Consider the following 15,475-nt stretch of genomic DNA (forward strand, 5'->3'; position numbering starts at 1 on the left):
TTCTTCGGCCGCCCGACGTGCGATACCGGCCGCATTGCTGTGCACAGCCCTCGGGGTCACCGGCCTCGGCCCGCTGGGGGCCGTCCCCGCCGCCGCCACCGGGATCTCCGTTGCCACCGGGGCCGTCCTGGGCAGCAATCTGGTCACCGACGGCGGCGCGGAGCAGGCCACCGGCGACCCGACCGGGTACACCCAGGTCCCGATCCCGGGCTGGACCGTCACCGGCAGCCTCACCGCCGTCCCGTACACCGCCGGGGGCGGCTTCCCGACCGCGAGCAGCCCCGGCTCGCCGACCCGGGGCAGCTACTTCTTCGCCGGCGGCAACGGCAGCGGCACCGCCACCGCCACCCAGACCGAGGACGTCTCCGCGCTGGCCGCCCGGATCGACACCGGGACCATCGGCTACAACCTGTCCGGCTGGCTCGGGGGCTACAGCACCCAGGGCGACGCCGCCCAGGTCACCGCCACCTTCCTGAACTCCGCCGGAGCCGCGCTCGGCAGCAGCACCATCGGCCCGGTCACCGCCTCCGACCGCGGCGAGACCACCGAGTTCCTCCAGCGCGCCGCCACCGGCAACCTGCCCGTGGGCACCCGCAGTGTGCAGATCGTGCTCAGCGCCGTCGACTCCTACGGCTACAACGACGGCTACGCCGACGACCTGTCGCTGGTCCTGAGCCAAAGCAGCACCAGCGGCAACCTGCTGGCCAACCCCGGCGCGGAGGCGGGCGAGGGCTCGGGCACGGGGTACGACCAGACCACCATCCCGGGCTGGCAGGAGTACGGGATGGTCACCGCCGTCAAGTACGCCGCCGGCGGCGGCTTCCCGACCGCCTCCTCCCCCGGCTCGCCGAACCGGGGTGCCAACTTCTTCTCCGGTGGCGCCGAGGGCAACTCCTCGCTCACCCAGTCGGTGAACGTCTCCGCCGCCGCCTCCGCCATCGACACCGGCACGGTCACCGCGAACCTGTCCGGCTGGCTCGGCGGCTACGCGACCCAGGGCGACAGCGCGCAGGTCACCGCCACCTTCCTGAACGCCGCCGGGGCCTCGCTCGGCACCGGCTCGATCGGCCCGGTCTCGGCCACCGACCGCGGGCTGGCGACCGGCATGCTGCAGCGGTCCAGCACCGTGGCGGTGCCCGTCGGCACCCGCAGCATCAGCGTGGTGGTCCAGTTCACCGTGTCCACCGGCCCCTACGACGACGGCTACGCCGACGACCTGGCGCTGACCCTGTCCACCCCGCTGCCCGCCGCCCCCGCGCCGGTGCCGCCGGTGTCGACCGTGCCGGTGCTGGACCACGTCTTCTTCGTGATGATGGAGAACGAGGACAACTCCCAGATCATCGGCAACACCAGCCAGGCCCCCTACCTCAACAGCCTGGCCACGAAGTACGCCGTCTCCGGCAACGAGATCGCCCTCGCCCATCCGAGCGACCCCAACTACGTCGGCTTCTTCAGCGGCAGCACCTGGGGCTACGACGAGGACTCGACCAGTACCGCGCTGAACGTGAACAATCTCGCAGACGAGATCGAGGCGGCCGGCAAGACCTGGAAGTTCTACAACCAGACCATGCCCAGCCCCTGCTACACCTCCAGCAGCGGCGAGTACGAGGCCGACGACACGCCCTTCACCTGGTTCAGCGACATCGCCGGCAACACCGCCCGCTGCGACGCCCACATCCTGCCGCTGACCAGCATGGCCGGTGACCTCTCCAGCACCGCGACCACTCCCGACTTCGCCTGGCTGTCGGCCGACGACTGCTACGACATGGAGGGCTGCGGCATCACCTCCGGGGACACCTGGCTCAGCCAGACCCTGCCGACCATCCTCAACTCGCCCTCCTGGCAGACCCAGAAGGACGTCATCATCATCACCTGGGACGAGGACGACAAGGCCAACGACCAGACCCCCGAGCAGCACATCCCCACCCTGGTCATCGGCTCGCCGAACGCCCCGGTGAAGACCGGCGGCTTCACCTCGCAGAACCGCTACACCGGTTACAGCCTCACCCGTACCGTCGAGGGCGCGCTCGGCCTGCCGCCGATGACCCTGAACGACGCGTACGCAGCCCCGCTCAACGACTTCTTCACCCACGCGGGCTGAAACCCACGCGGGCTGGAACAAGACGGGTTGCCCGCCCCGGAGACGGGTTGCCCGCCCCGGCCGCGGGGAGCCGGTGCGGCCGCCGACCGGGCGGACCGCACCGGCCGCCGTCAGGGCCGCGACGGGCCGGCCACCGGCGTGCTGGTCTGCGGCTGCGAGGGCGAGACCACCGACCGGCCGCGAGCGGACACCGGCCCGTGCCGAGGCGCAGCCGGATGCGCCTGCGGCAGCTGAGGCCCGGTCCGCCGGGACCGGCGCGGCCTGTGCCGTCCGCCCGGCTGCTACCTGCGGCAGGTAGGGTCGCGCCGCCAGCAGGCGACACGGTTGGCAGAGAAGGAGTCCGGTGGACAGCAAGGAGCAGACTGAACGGCGCCCGGTCGCTCTGGGGGCCGTCCTGCGCGAGTGGGGCCGGATCGGCTGCACCGGCTTCGGTGGCCCACCGGCCCACATCGCCCTGCTGCGCAAGCTCTGCGTCGAGCAGCGCGGCTGGATCACCGAGGGCGATTTCGAGGACGGCATCGCGGCGACGAATCTGCTGCCGGGCCCCGCCTCCACGCAGCTGGCGATCTTCACGGCCTGGCGTCTGCGGGGCGTTCCCGGGGCGCTGGTCGGCGGGATCGCGTTCATCGTGCCCGGCCTGGCGATGATCCTCGCCCTGGCGGCCCTGTTCCTCGCGGATAGCCCGCCGCTGTGGGTCAAGGGTGCCGCTGCCGGAGCCGGGGCGGCCGTCGCGGCCGTCGCCGTCCAGGCCGCCGCCTCGCTGGCCCCCGCGAGCTGGAAGCGGGCCGGGGCCCTGCGGGCCGCCCGGGCCCGCTGGGCGGCCTACGCCCTCGCGGGCGCCCTCGCCGCCATGCTGATCGGCCCGTGGATGGTCCTGGTGCTGCTCGCCGCCGGTGCCGCCGAGGTCGCCGTCCGCACCCGCCGCACCCAGCCGCACCAGGGGCGGCGGACGGCCTGGCCGCTGCCGCTGGCCGCCGCAGCCCCCGCGGCAGGCGGACTGCTCGCCGTGGCCTGGGTCGCCTTCAAGGTCGGCGCACTGTCCTACGGCGGCGGGTTCGTGATCATCCCGCTGATGCAGGCCAACGCTGTCCACACCTACCACTGGATGACCGACAGCCAATTCCTCAATGCCGTCGCGCTCGGCCAGATCACCCCCGGACCCGTCGTCCAGACCGTCGCCGTCGTCGGTTACGCCGCCGCCGGAGTCCCCGGCGGACTCCTGGCCGCTGCCGTCGCCTTCACCCCCTCCTTCCTGTTCGTCATCCTCGGCGCACCCCGCTTCGACCGCCTACGGGCCGACGCCCGCGTACAGGCGTTCCTCACCGGAGCCGGCCCCGCCGTGATCGGCGCCATCACCGGCTCCGCGGTCCCCCTCGCCCTCGCCCTGCAGCACCCCTGGCAGGACGGCGTCCTGGCCGCGGCGGCGGTATGGCTGCTCGCCGCGCGCCGGGGCGTGGTCGGCACCCTGCTGGGAGCCGCAGCCCTCGGCGTCGGCGCGGCCCTCATCGGCTGGCCCGTCTCCTGAGCCGAGGAGTCGGACCGGTTGCCGCCCTCCAGCACGCCGACCTCGTCCGCCGGCGCGAGGGCCTCCGTCTCGGGCTGGCGGAACATCCCGGCGACGAAGGGGTAGCGGCAGCGGAACGGTCGGTGAACAAGCGCGACAGGCTCTCCCGCAAGGGGGCGGGGTGGGGCAGGATCCGGGCCGATCCCTCCCTCTGCCTCTCCCATCGAAGGGCTCCCCATGTCTCGTCGTCGTATCGCGACGGCAACGGCGGTCGGCGTGGTCGCGCTGGCCTCCGTCGCGGCCGCCACCTCCACGGCGCTCGGCGCGTCCCTGCCGCAGCACCGAGGACACGGCCGCAGCACCCTGAGCTACACCGTCGGCACCCCGGTGGTCGACAAGATCAGCGGTGGCCCGTGGACCCTGTCCCAGGGCGACGCCTCGGTCGGCGGATCCACCATCACCGTGGACGGGGTCACCTACCCCAACGCGGCGGTCAACCCCTCCGGCACCGGCGCCGTCCCCGCGCAGAGCGGCACCACCGGCACGCCCAGCCCGCTCACCGGCTACTGCTCGGTCAGCAACGGCACCGGGCCGGCCACCGGCACCGTGCTGCGCCAGCCGAAGAACACCTCGCTGGCCATGCAGCCGTACTACTTCCCGTTCGTGACCAGCAGCGACAACGGGAAGGTGCTCACCGGCTACTTCGACTACCGGCCGAAGGACACCGACGAGGCGGTCGTCTCGGCGACCTCCACCGACCACGGCAAGACCTGGAAGTACACCGGCGAGGCGCTGGAGCAGAACCCCGGCCTGTGCGCCGACGGCAACACCGACGACGACGGCCAGGGCCACGCCTTCGTGATGACCGTGCCCGGTTTCGGCGGTAGCGGCCAGGCCCACAGCGGCCGCCCGGCCCAGGTGCTCTACACGCTGAGCCGCCCGCTCGGCGACGCGCTCGGCGTCAACCTGATCGTCCACAAGCTCACCCCGAAGAACGGTGACCCGCTGGCCGGGCTGCCCGCCGGCGAGCCGGTCGGCGAGGGCGGCAGCACCACCGCCACCGCTGCCGTGTCCGTCCCGGCCGGTCCCACCGGCGCCGGGGTGACCGTCGACGTCGGTTCGACCGACAACTTCGAGCAGCCGGGCCACTTCACCGTGGACGGCCACGTGGTGGACTGCAACGACGCCACCGCCACCGCCACTGCCTTCACCGGCTGCACCACCCGCGACGCCGCCGGGGTGACCATCGCCGCCGGTGACGCGGTCACCGCCGACCCGGTGATCCCGGCGACCGCCGACCAGACCTCGGGCCTGATCGCCCCGGACGGCATCATCAGCACCCTGGCGCACTACCCGGGCGCCCCCCAGGGCAGTGTCGCGGTGCTCTACACCGAGAAGATCGTCGACTACTACATCCCGACCACCACCACCGCCGCGGTGACCCTGCCCGCCGCGACCGTGCCGGTGGCCTCCACCGCGGCGCTGCCGCTCAGCAACGGCTCGATCACGGTCAGCCTCGGCACCGTGGCCGGCATCGTGCAGACCACCTGCACCGGTGAGACCGCCACCAGCCTCACCGGCTGCACCGGCGGCGCCGGCGCCGTGGCCAAGGGCAGCGATGTCGGTGCCCCGGGCGCGGCGACCGTGCCCTACTCCACCCTGGCGCTGACCGGCGAGGGCAAGAACAAGCCCAAGTCGCTGTTCGGCAACAACGAGGACTACTCCGTGGTCCGCGCCGCCTACACCTACGACGGCCTGCACTTCACCGACCTCGGCCAGGTCTCCGGCCTGAACGACCCGACCAGCGGCAGCAGCACCGAGCTGCGCTGGGTCGGCTCGCGCGGCACCGTCATCCGGAATCCCGACGGCAGCTACGGCCTGTTCCTGTCCGGCGCCTACGCCGCCGACGGCGACAGCGACGCCTTCAACCAGATCTTCTACTCCTCCTCCCGGGACGGGGTGGACTGGAGCGCACCGCAGAAGCTGCTCGGCACCGACTACACCTTCTCCGCGCTCGCCCAGCAGGCCGCCGACGGCGGCGCGCTCGGCGTCAGCGGCTACTACTCGGGCCGCGTCTACGACCCGACCGTGGTGCCCAACGGCAACGGCACGCTGACCCTGCTCTTCGCGGGATACGGCACCCCGAAGCCGCTGCCGGTGACCGGCTCCACCATCGGCACCGACCCGGCCGCGCTGTACACCGTCCCGGCGGCCTCCGCCGCGGACTACCGCACCATCCTCAGCGTCACGCTGCACCCGCACTGGAGCAGGTGACCCCGTGGCGGCACCCGGGCCTGACCGGCCCGGGTGCCGCCCACGCGTCAGCGCACGGCTGCCGGGTCCTGCTGCGTGAGGTGCTCCGCATCGGGGGCGCTCGGGCGCTGGACGTCGTTGCGGGTGACGACCGCGTAGGCCACCAGGGCCACGATCAGCACGGATGCCACCGCAGCCACGGTTCCGTCACCGAAGTCGAGTCCGCCGATGTTCTTCGGCTTGCCGAGGTAGTCGGCGAAGGAGGCACCGAGCGGCCGGGTGACCACGTAGGCGAACCAGAACGCCAGGATCGCGTTCATCCGGAACTTCCACCAGGCGATCAGCGGCACCGCGATCAGCACCGTGAACGCGATCCCGGCGTCCCGGAAACCCAGGTTCAGCGTGGTGGCACTGAAGTCGCCCAACGCGGTGCCCAGCGCGAATGTCGCCAGCACTGTGCACCAGTAGTAGACCTCGCGGCGGCGGGTGGTGATGCTGTGGATCGACAGAGTCCCCTCGCTGCGGTACCAGGTGACCAGCACGGCGGCCAGCAGCACGGCGTACAGCGTCACCGTCCCGGTGTAGGGGATGCCCAGGGCGATGTGCACACCGTCGGCGGCCATGGTGCCGAAGACCGCCACCGACACCGCGGCCAGCCAGTACACGGCCGCGTGATAGCGGCGCACGTGGAACTGGAGCCACAGCGCGAGGCAGAACCCGCCCACGCCCACGATCCCGGCCACGGCGGGGTTGCCGTTCGCCAGGAAGTCCGAGGTTGCCTCGCCCATCCCGGTGGTCAGGATCTTGACCACCCAGAACAGTGCGGTGATCTCGGGCACCTTCGCCGCCAGCGGCTCCCGACCGGATCCTGCCGCCTTCGCGGTACCTCGCATGGACTTCCCTCTCGCCTCGTTCGTGCGTCGTACCCGGAGCCGTCGGCGGTCCGGGGTTGGCTGGATGGTCATTTCGAGGAACCGGACACGACTCCCGGCCGTGACGGACCCCGGCAGCAGCGCAGAGGCATCGCTCAGCGCCCGTCCGGCGGGAGCGGGCGGACCAGGCCGAGGTCGTAGGCGAGGATCACGGCCTGGATGCGGTCACGGGCCCCGATCTTCGCCAGCACCCGGCCGACATGAGTCTTGACCGTGCTCTCCGAGAGCACCAGGCGCTCGGCGATCTCGGCGTTGCTCCAGCCCTGACCGATGGCGTGCAGGATCTCGTACTCCCGCTCGGTCAGCGCCCGCAGTCGGGGGTGGGTCTGCGGATCCGACGGCCGCGGCGCGCCGGGGAGGCGGTCGGCGTAGGCGTCGAGGAGCCTGCGGGTGAGGCCGGGAGCGATCACGGCATCCCCTGCGGCCACGGCCCGGATGCCCGCCAGCAGTTCCTCCGGCAGAGCGTCCTTGAGCAGGAACCCGCTGGCCCCGGCACGCAGCGCCGCGTACGCGTAGTCATCCACGTCAAAGGTGGTCAGCACCAGGACCCGGGACCGGCCGCCGGAGGCGACGATCCGGCGGGTGGCCTCGATACCGTCCATCCCGGGCATCCGCACGTCCATCAGCACCACGTCCGGACGCAGGGCCGCGGTCTGGCGTACAGCTTCGGCGCCGTTCCATGCCTCGCCGAGCACCTGCGTACCCGCGGCGCTCTCCAACAGCATGCGGAACCCGAAGCGCTGCAACGGCTGGTCGTCCACGATGAGCACGGTGGTCATGACGCCGCTACGGCCATCTGCGCCGGGTTGAGCACGGCCTCCACCACCCAGCCACCGCCCGGGCGACCGGCGGCGGTCACCCACCCGTCGTACAGGGCGGCCCGCTCCCGCATCCCGGCGATGCCCTGCCCCTCGTTGTTCCGGGGCTCCGTTCCGACACGGCCGGTCGTGTCGTCGGGGCGGCCGCTGTCCTCAACCCGGATCCTGACCTGCGGGGCTTCCCCGGTTCCCGCCACGGCGACGGTCAACTGCGCCCTGGTGTCGGTACCCGCGTGCTTGAGGGAGTTGGTGAGCGCCTCCTGTGCGATCCGGTACACCGTCAGCTGATGGCTCCGATCGAGCGCGTCCAGGTCGCCGACGGTCCGGTAGGTGACCGTCGGTCCGGCGGCGCGGACCCGCGCGCACAGCGCGTCCAGGTCGGCGACCCCGGGCTGCGGGCTCAGTTCCGGGCCCTGGGGTGAGAGCTCCCCGATCCGGGACGGCTCCTCGCGTAGCACGCCCAGCATCCGGCGCAACTCGTCAAGGGCCTGCCGACCCGTCCCGGCGATCAATCGCAGCGCCTCCTGGCCGCGCTGCGGCGAGGCGGCGGCGGCATAGCTGCCTCCGTCGGCGAGCCCGATGATCACGGCCAGGTTGTGGCCGATGATGTCGTGCATCTCGCGGGCGACCCGGGTGCGCTCGGCAGCTGCGGCCAAGCGGCTGCGCTGGTCGCGCTCGACCTCCAGCCGGGCGGCGCGCTCGCGCAGCGCGCCCAGGTAGGCCGTGCCGATCCGCACGGCCAGGCCCAGCGCGGCGGCGGCCGTGGCCGCGCTGCACAGGAAGAACAGCGCGACCAGCGGCGAGACCACCACCGACACCTGTACGACCGCGGGCACCAGCGCCGCCGCGGTGGCCGCGCCGACCCAGGGGAGTCGGCGAAGCGGGCCGTTCCGAACCACGCTGTACAGGGCCAGGAAGAGGGTGACATCGGTGTGCAGCCACACGTCCGCGCTCCACTGCGCGGTGAAGACGGCGGCCACCACGGCGAAGACCGGGACCGGGTAGCGCCGCCGCCACAGCAGTGGCAGCGCCAGTCCGAGTTGCACGGAGACGGCCAGGCCCAGCGGCAGCGCGTTGACCCGGTCGCCGCTCGGCTGGTGGTCGCCGTGCTGCAGCAGGTCCGGCAGGCCGAAGACCAGCAGCACGGCGACCACCAGGAAGGCGTCCGCCAGCCAGGGCCGCAGCCGGTCGCTCCGCTGGAGGCGTCGGCACAACCGGAGCAGACGGGCCACCAGGGGATGGCTCCAGATCGCCTCCTCGGCGCTCAAGCCCGTCATCACAGTCACCCGCCCGTCGTCGTCCATACGCCCATCGTCTCAGCCCGCCGTGCAGGACCCCGGGCCCCGTGCCCGTCGCTCAGGCGTCGCTGCGCTTGAGCCGGTAAGCCGCGCCCGCCAGCGCCAAGGCGGTCCAGCCCGCGAGCACCAGCAACCCGGCGGTGGCGGAAAGCGTGTGCACATCCTGGTGCAGCGCGTACATCGAGTCGCCCGCGTGGTCCGGCAGGAACTGGCTGACGTTGTTCTGCCAGCTCGTCGGCAGCAGTTCCATCAGCCCGGGGACCAGCAGCAGGGTGCCCAGCAGCACGGCGATTCCACCCGCGACCGAGCGCAGCAGCGAGCCCAGGGCGACGCCGCAGATGCCGATCAGCGCCAGATACGCCCCCGCCATGATCAGCGCCCGCACCACCCCGGCGTCACCGAAGCCGAGCGCGGCCCTGGTCCCGGAGAGGATGCCGGTACCGATGCCGAAGGCCGTGAACGCGGCGACGACGCCCAGCAGGAACGCGACCACGCCGAAGATCAGCGCCTTGGACCAGAGCACCGGCAGCCGGCGCGGCACGGCCGCCAGCGTCGAGCGGATCATCCCGGTCGAGTACTCGCCGGCGGTGACCAGGACGCCGAGCACGCCCACGGCGAGTTGCCCGAAGTTCAACCCGAACAGCGAAAGGCCGACCGCGTTCGCGCCCAGCACCTCCGGATCGTGCACATGGCCGGCGTTCATCATCACCGTGTAGCGCCAGTCCCGGATCAGACCGAATGCGAGGATGAAGACCAGGGCCACACCGAGCGTGATCCAACTGGACCGCAGCGACCAGAACTTGGCCCACTCCGCCCGTACCACCCGGGTGGTGGTGACCTTGTAGGCCGGGCGCTCGGCGCGAGCCGGGGCCTCAGGAACCGTGGTGGTGCTCATGCTGCGCTCCCTGCGAGCTCGGCGGTCGGGACGGTGGTGCTGCCGTGGTACTCCACGTCGTCGCGGGTGAGCTCCATGAAGGCCTGCTCGAGCGAGACGCCCTTGGTGCTGAGCTCGAACAGGGCGATGCTGTGCTCTGCCGCCTTCAGTCCGATCGTGCGCGCGGCCAGGCCGGTGACCTCCAGTTCCTCGGAGCCGGACCGGCCGGTGATCTCCACACCGGGACCGGCCAGCAGCTCACGCAGCCGGGCCGGGTCGGAGCTGGCGACCTTGACGGTGTCACCGCCGGACTGCCGGATCAGGTCCTTGACGGTGGTGTCGGCCAGCAGCCGTCCCCGGCCGACGACGATCAGGTGGTCGGCGGTCAGCGCCATCTCGCTCATCAGGTGCGAGGACACGAAGACCGTGCGGCCCTCGGCCGCCAGACCGGTCAGCAGGTTGCGGATCCACAGCACGCCCTCCGGATCCAGCCCGTTGACCGGCTCGTCCAGCATGACCGTGGCCGGGTCACCCAGCAGCGCGGCCGCGATACCCAGCCGCTGGCCCATGCCGAGCGAGAACGCTCCGGCCCGGCGGCGCGCCACCGACTGCAGGCCGGTCAGCTCGATGACCTCCTCCACCCGGCGGCGAGGGATGCCGTGGGTCAGCGCGAGTGAGTTGAGGTGGTTGAACGCCGAGCGCCCGGGGTGGATCGACTTGGCCTCCAGCAGTGCGCCGACCTCCTGCAACGGAGCGGTGTGCGCCGCGTAGCGGCGGCCGTTGACGGTGACCGATCCGCTGCTCGGCGCGTCCAGGCCGACGATCATCCGCATCGTGGTGGACTTTCCCGCGCCGTTCGGCCCCAGGAACCCGGTCACCGTACCCGGCTTGACCGTGAAGTCCAGCCGGTCCACCGCCGTCTTCTCGCCGTACCGCTTGGTCAGCTGCTGCGCCACGATCATTCGGATGTCGTCCCTCGGTCCCGGCCGTCGGAGCGTCCCGGCGGCGTCGTCCCCACGCTAGAAGCGCCGCACCCGGCGAGCCGTAGTACCGAGGGCCGATCTTGGTCGCCGGAGTGGTACTCCGGTACTACCCGGGAGCGGGGCGGAACGCTCAGGGGGCAGGGAGGGCGGTTCGCCGGGCCGGGCGGCAGGGGATTGCGGCGGCGTGCCTTCGGCCCCTGCCCGCATGGGAGCCGGGGGTGACGGGTCATCACTTCGGGGTATAGTTTCTGTGCGTACTATCCCTGTCGGGTGGGCATGGTCAGCGCGGGGGCCGTCACACGGTCCCCGCGGTTCGCGTGTGCGGGCCGCGAGAACGTACCAGGCCAGCGCAGAGGAGCCCTTCATGACCGGTCAGATGCCCGACACCGCGCAGCAGCCGGTGCAGTTCCCGATCACCGAATCGTTCACCGGCGCAGCCCCCGAGAATCCGCACTGGCGGCTCCTGGGTACCGCGCGGCTGAGCGAGGGCGCCCTGGAGCTGACGCCGGACACCCAGTCGAAGGCGGGCACGGCCTTCCTCGACCAGCCGTTCTCCTCCTCGCTGGGGGTGAGCATCGACTTCGACTACTCCTGCGAGGGCGGCAGCGGCCAGGGCCTCGGCGACGGGTTCAGCCTCTACCTGATCGACGGGAGCCGCACGACCGAGCCCGGGGCCCGCGGCGGCGCACTGGGCTACTCCTACATCAAGGACGGCTCGGTCAACCTCCCTGGTGTCAGCGCCGGCTACGTCGGCGTCGGCTTCGACAACTTCGGGAACTTCGCCGCGCCCTCCAGTGGCCCCGGCGGTCCCGGTCGACGCCAGGACACCCTTGGCGTTCGTGGCTCCGGCGACTTGCTCACCGGCTTCGCCTGGCTGGCCGGCGCGGAGGTGCCCGGCGGCTTCCGGGCCGGATGGCAGGCGGGCGCGCACCTGCAGGTGACCATCATCGGCGGGCGCCTGACCGTGCGGTGCTCCAGCACCTCGGACCCCGACGGCACCGTGCTGATCCAGGACCTCGACCTCGCCGCCGGCCCCGGCCAGACGCAGATGCCGGCGACGTTCAAGCTCGGGTTCGCGGCCGGAACCGGCGGGGCCACCGCCGCCCACCGCATCCGCAACCTGAACGTCGCCCTGCCCGTCCTCATGCCGCTGGAGATGACCGGCCCGCTGACCGCCAAGGCCGGCCACCGGATCTCGTACACCATCGGCGTCCAGAACCAGGGGCCCAACGACGCCCCCGACGCCGTCGTGCGCGGCGAGGTGCCTGCCCAACTGGTCGATACGGAGGTGACCTGCCGCGGGGAGAACGGCGCGGTGTGCGGCGCCGGATCCACCGACGGCGGCCTCGAACAGCCGGTCAGCCTGCCCAGGGGCAGCAAGGCGGTGATCACTCTGAGGGGCACCGTCGACCCCCACTACGAAGGCACCCTCACCACCACCAGCCGCATCACCTCGGCCACCCGGGCCAACACCGCCGCCCAGCAGTCCGGACAGGTCACCACCACCGCCGAACTGCCCCTGATCACCGTCGGCCAGAAGATCGCCGGCCAGTGGGACCAGACCTGGCCCGAGGACGCCAAGGGCTGGCTCGTCAGCTACAACCTCACGCTGGCGGCCAACGAGCACCGTGTGACGGCCTGGGAGATCTCCTTCGACGTCCCCGAGCGCACCCGCATCAACCCCCAGCAGACCCAGTGGTACCGGGTCATCAAGGACGGCCTGGAGGGAATCGTCGTCATCGGCTCCCCCGGCGGGGGCTCCCACACCATCGACCCCGGCACCCCGCTGCCCGTCGACGTCCAGCTCCTCTACCCCTCCCAGTCCGCCGCCGGCAACGGTGAGCTCCGCGGCCTGTACGCCGTCGAGGTCGCCAACCCCTGACGCCGCACAGGCGGCACCCGGACCGGATGGGTCCCGCGCATCGCTTCAGCCGCGGGACCGATCCGGCGGAGGCCCCAGTGCACGTGCAGGAGGGCGATGCGGTGCACCGGGCTGTGGCTGTCTCCCGGCTCGGCGCACCGCCGTGCGGTGTCAGTGGGACGGTGTGGCGTGGATCTCGGCGGTGTAGCCGCCGGGGAACTGGAGGATGGCGCTGTCCAGGGTCTTGGAGGTGTAGGGGCCCCAGAGCACCTTCGCTCCGGCGGTCTGGGCCTTGGCGATGGTGGCGTCGAGGTCGGTGACCGAGTAGCCGGTGGTCTCGCGGCCGAAGGGGTAGGGCAGGTGGCCGTCGGTGACGGTGACCACCGTGTCGCCGAAGGGTGAGCTGATGGTGATCCGGCGGTACTGGGTGCCGGGCAGGCCGATTTGCGCGCCGTCGGCGTGCCGGTTGTCGGAGGTGGTGCGGCCGTCGGTGAACCGGAGGTAGGTGTGCAGGAAGGCGTGGACCGCGTCCGGTGAGAGGTAGATGCGGTTCTGCGGGACGCTGGCCAGCGGGGCGTAGGACGGTGGGGTGTTGTGGACGTACAGCTGGGCGTCGATGCCGCCGGGGAACTGGATCACCGCGTCCTTGCCGATGGGGTCGTCGAAGGGGGAGACCACCAGGTCCGCGCCGTCGGCCTCGGCGGCGCGGACGCCCTGGTCGAGGTCGGTGACCAGCCAGCCGGTCCGTTCGGCGCCGAACGGGTAGGGGGCGGGGGTCTGGTAGTCGAAGACCGACAGGGTGCCGACCGGGGAGAGCACCAGCTCCGAGACGGTGCTGCTGGGTGTCGGGGTGACGTCGGTGACCACCTGCTTGGTGTTGGTGCCGCCGAAGGTCGCCTCCCAGCTGGTGACGAAGGCGTTGACTGATCCCGGGGTCACGTAGACGTGGGTGGAGTCGTACTGCGTGCCGACCGCCAGCCGCGCACGGGCGGCCGGGGTCTGTGCCGAGGACGCTGTCGGGACTGCGAGCACGGCGACGGCGGCAACCGGGATGATCAGGTTGAGGAGGAGCGTGCGCTTCATAGGGTGCGCGGCGCGGCTGCCCGGCGGTAGAACGCGGGACCCGCACCACTCCCTCCTTCCGGAGAAAGGGTGGACTGGAGCTTGCACCGTAGGGTCGGCGGGGTGAGGGCGGTCGCCCCTCAGTGCACACGGCGTGTGCGCCGAGTGCCCAGCAGCGGGCCGAGAGGACCAGGCCGTGCCGGCGGGGCCGGCCGTTTCTTCTGGGAAGGCATCGGGCATCGAGGACCCCGCGGCACGCTGCCCGTCGCCCTGGTGGCCGGTCAGCCCGTAGGCGCACGTGCGGGGAGCGGGCCACGCACCTGCGTGGCCCGCTCCCTGCGGCGCCGCCGCGCTCAGGGCAGTTTGGCCGCCAGCAGGTCGACGGTGCGGATGTCGGGGGCGACCGCGAGCATGGTGGGGGCGATCTCCATCAGCGCTGCGGCGATCTTGCCGTTGAGGTGTGCGGTGCGACCCTCCTCGTCCTCGAAGGTGTCGAAGATCCCGAACACGGTGGGGCTCTCCTTGAAGGCGAACCAGGTCAGGGTGAGGTCCTCCGCTCGGGCCAGCTCCAGTGCTCCCCGCAGCAGGGCCTCCACCTGGTCGGCGAACTCGGGCTTGGCCTCGATGCGGGCCAGCAGACCGATCTTCGACATTTCGCGCTCCATCCTCGGTTCGTGGTTACCGGCGTCCTGCCGGTAACCACGAACCTACGGCCAGGCCCGCGCCCCGGAGCAGTGGCGCACCCGGCACATCCGATACCGTTCCCGCCATGCGGATAGCTGTGCTCGTTCTTGACGGGGTCTTCGACTCGGGGCTGGCCTCGGTCCTGGACGTCCTGCAGTGGGCCAACGAGCTGCGGGAGCAGGTGCCCCAGCCGCCGCCCGCCTGGCAGGTCACCATGGTCGGCTTCAGCAGCACCGTGCGCACCGGCGCGGGTCACGCGGTCGAAGCCGCTCCGGTCGACCGGGCCGCGCAGTGCGATCTGCTGCTGGTGCCTGCAGTGGCCGAGCGGCGCCCCGAGGCGCTGGTGGGCTACGTGTCCGGGCCCGCTGCGGCCCCCGCGCGGGAACTGCTCGTCGACGCCCGGGCCAAGGGCACACAGGTCGCCTCCGCCTGTGCGGGAACGTTCCTGTTCGCCGAAGCGGGAATCCTGAACGGTCTGCGGGCCACCACCACCTGGTGGCTCTCCCCGCTGTTCCGGAGCCGCTATCCGCAGGTGGCACTCGATCAGAGCCGGATGGTCACCAGCTGCGAGGGTGTCACCACCGCCGGAGCGGCCTTCGGCCACGTCGACCTGGCGCTGAGCATCGTGCGCCGCCGCAGCCCCGCCCTGAGCGATCTGGTCGGCAATTACCTGGTGATCGACGAACGCCCCTCCCAGGCCGCCCACACCATGACCGGTACCCTGGCGGCCAGCGATCCGACCGTCGCCGCGTTCGAGCGCTGGGCGCGCGAGCACCTGCACGAGCCGCTCAGTGTCAAGGACGCCGCCGGGGCCCTCGGCATCAGCGAACGCACCCTGCAGCGCACCACCCGGGCTGTCCTGGGCACCTCGCCGGTCCGCTTCGTTCAGGACCTGCGCATCGAGCAGGCCACCCACCTGCTGCGCAGTACCAACCACTCGATCGAGGCCATCTCCCGACGCGTCGGCTACGAGAACGCCAACACCCTGCGCATTCTGCTGCGCGAACGCACCGGTACCACCGCCGGACACCACCGCCGCGGCGGGGACAGCGCCTCCGGGGCCGGCAGCACCGGACGCACCACCGGTGTCGCAGGCTGACGCGCA

12 protein-coding genes are annotated in these 15,475 nt (G+C 72.0%); 5 read left to right on the forward strand and 7 right to left on the reverse strand.

The genetic code is table 11. The features are described 5' to 3' along the window. Positions 1-34 precede the first annotated feature (34 nt). From GXW83_RS24225 to GXW83_RS24235, 3 genes are all read left to right on the forward strand, one after another. Positions 35-2,101 carry an alkaline phosphatase family protein gene (locus tag GXW83_RS24225; protein ID WP_182445166.1) on the forward strand — a complete coding sequence of 689 codons (2,067 nt, stop codon included), beginning with the start codon at positions 35-37 and terminating at the stop codon, positions 2,099-2,101. A 343-nt stretch (positions 2,102-2,444) separates the two neighbouring features. Further along, positions 2,445-3,626, forward strand: coding sequence for a chromate efflux transporter (chrA, locus tag GXW83_RS24230; protein ID WP_182445167.1), 1,182 nt, complete (start codon positions 2,445-2,447; stop codon positions 3,624-3,626). 216 nt (positions 3,627-3,842) lie between these two features. Continuing rightward, on the forward strand, positions 3,843-5,879 hold the full coding sequence (locus GXW83_RS24235; protein ID WP_182445168.1) for a hypothetical protein: 2,037 nt from the start codon (positions 3,843-3,845) through the stop codon (positions 5,877-5,879). Positions 5,880-5,926: 47 nt separating this feature from the next. Here the strand turns inward: GXW83_RS24235 and GXW83_RS24240 are convergent, their stop codons facing one another. From GXW83_RS24240 to GXW83_RS24260, 5 genes are all read right to left on the reverse strand, one after another. Beyond that, positions 5,927-6,751 carry a hypothetical protein gene (locus tag GXW83_RS24240; protein ID WP_182445169.1) on the reverse strand — a complete coding sequence of 275 codons (825 nt, stop codon included), beginning with the start codon at positions 6,749-6,751 and terminating at the stop codon, positions 5,927-5,929. 134 nt (positions 6,752-6,885) lie between these two features. After that, positions 6,886-7,569 (reverse strand): response regulator transcription factor, encoded by a 684-nt coding sequence (locus GXW83_RS24245; RefSeq protein WP_182445170.1) that lies wholly within the window; start codon positions 7,567-7,569, stop codon positions 6,886-6,888. Then, complete coding sequence (locus tag GXW83_RS24250; protein ID WP_225447219.1) at positions 7,566-8,912, reverse strand: sensor histidine kinase; 1,347 nt, start codon at positions 8,910-8,912, stop codon at positions 7,566-7,568. The genes GXW83_RS24245 and GXW83_RS24250 overlap by 4 nt, the downstream gene beginning before the upstream one ends. Before the next feature lie 52 nt (positions 8,913-8,964). Beyond that, positions 8,965-9,801, reverse strand: a complete 837-nt coding sequence (locus tag GXW83_RS24255) for an ABC transporter permease (protein WP_182445171.1) — start codon at positions 9,799-9,801, stop codon at positions 8,965-8,967. Then, positions 9,798-10,742: an ABC transporter ATP-binding protein gene (locus tag GXW83_RS24260; RefSeq protein ID WP_182445172.1), complete on the reverse strand. Its 945-nt coding sequence runs from the start codon at positions 10,740-10,742 to the stop codon at positions 9,798-9,800. Before GXW83_RS24260 ends, GXW83_RS24255 begins: the two co-directional genes overlap by 4 nt. A 385-nt stretch (positions 10,743-11,127) precedes the next feature. On the opposite strand from GXW83_RS24260, the gene GXW83_RS24265 reads away from it, so the two are divergent. Beyond that, positions 11,128-12,645 carry a DUF11 domain-containing protein gene (locus tag GXW83_RS24265; protein WP_182445173.1) on the forward strand — a complete coding sequence of 506 codons (1,518 nt, stop codon included), beginning with the start codon at positions 11,128-11,130 and terminating at the stop codon, positions 12,643-12,645. Positions 12,646-12,795: 150 nt separating this feature from the next. Here GXW83_RS24265 and GXW83_RS24270 read toward each other — a convergent pair whose 3' ends face one another. Together GXW83_RS24270 and GXW83_RS24275 are read right to left on the reverse strand one after the other, a co-directional pair. Beyond that, positions 12,796-13,707, reverse strand: a complete 912-nt coding sequence (locus tag GXW83_RS24270) for a glyoxalase (RefSeq protein WP_182445174.1) — start codon at positions 13,705-13,707, stop codon at positions 12,796-12,798. A 332-nt stretch (positions 13,708-14,039) separates the two neighbouring features. Further along, entirely contained in the window at positions 14,040-14,339 is a 300-nt protein-coding gene (locus GXW83_RS24275; protein WP_182445175.1) for a putative quinol monooxygenase, read from the reverse strand. Between the two features lie 116 nt (positions 14,340-14,455). Between GXW83_RS24275 and GXW83_RS24280 the strand changes: the two genes are divergently transcribed. Next, the gene (locus GXW83_RS24280) at positions 14,456-15,469 is read left to right on the forward strand and encodes a GlxA family transcriptional regulator (RefSeq protein ID WP_182445176.1); all 1,014 of its coding nucleotides are present in this window, start codon (positions 14,456-14,458) and stop codon (positions 15,467-15,469) included. Positions 15,470-15,475: the final 6 nt, after the last annotated feature.

Origin of the sequence: Streptacidiphilus sp. PB12-B1b, from assembly GCF_014084125.1 — a bacterium.
In the GTDB taxonomy this organism is placed as follows: domain Bacteria; phylum Actinomycetota; class Actinomycetes; order Streptomycetales; family Streptomycetaceae; genus Streptacidiphilus.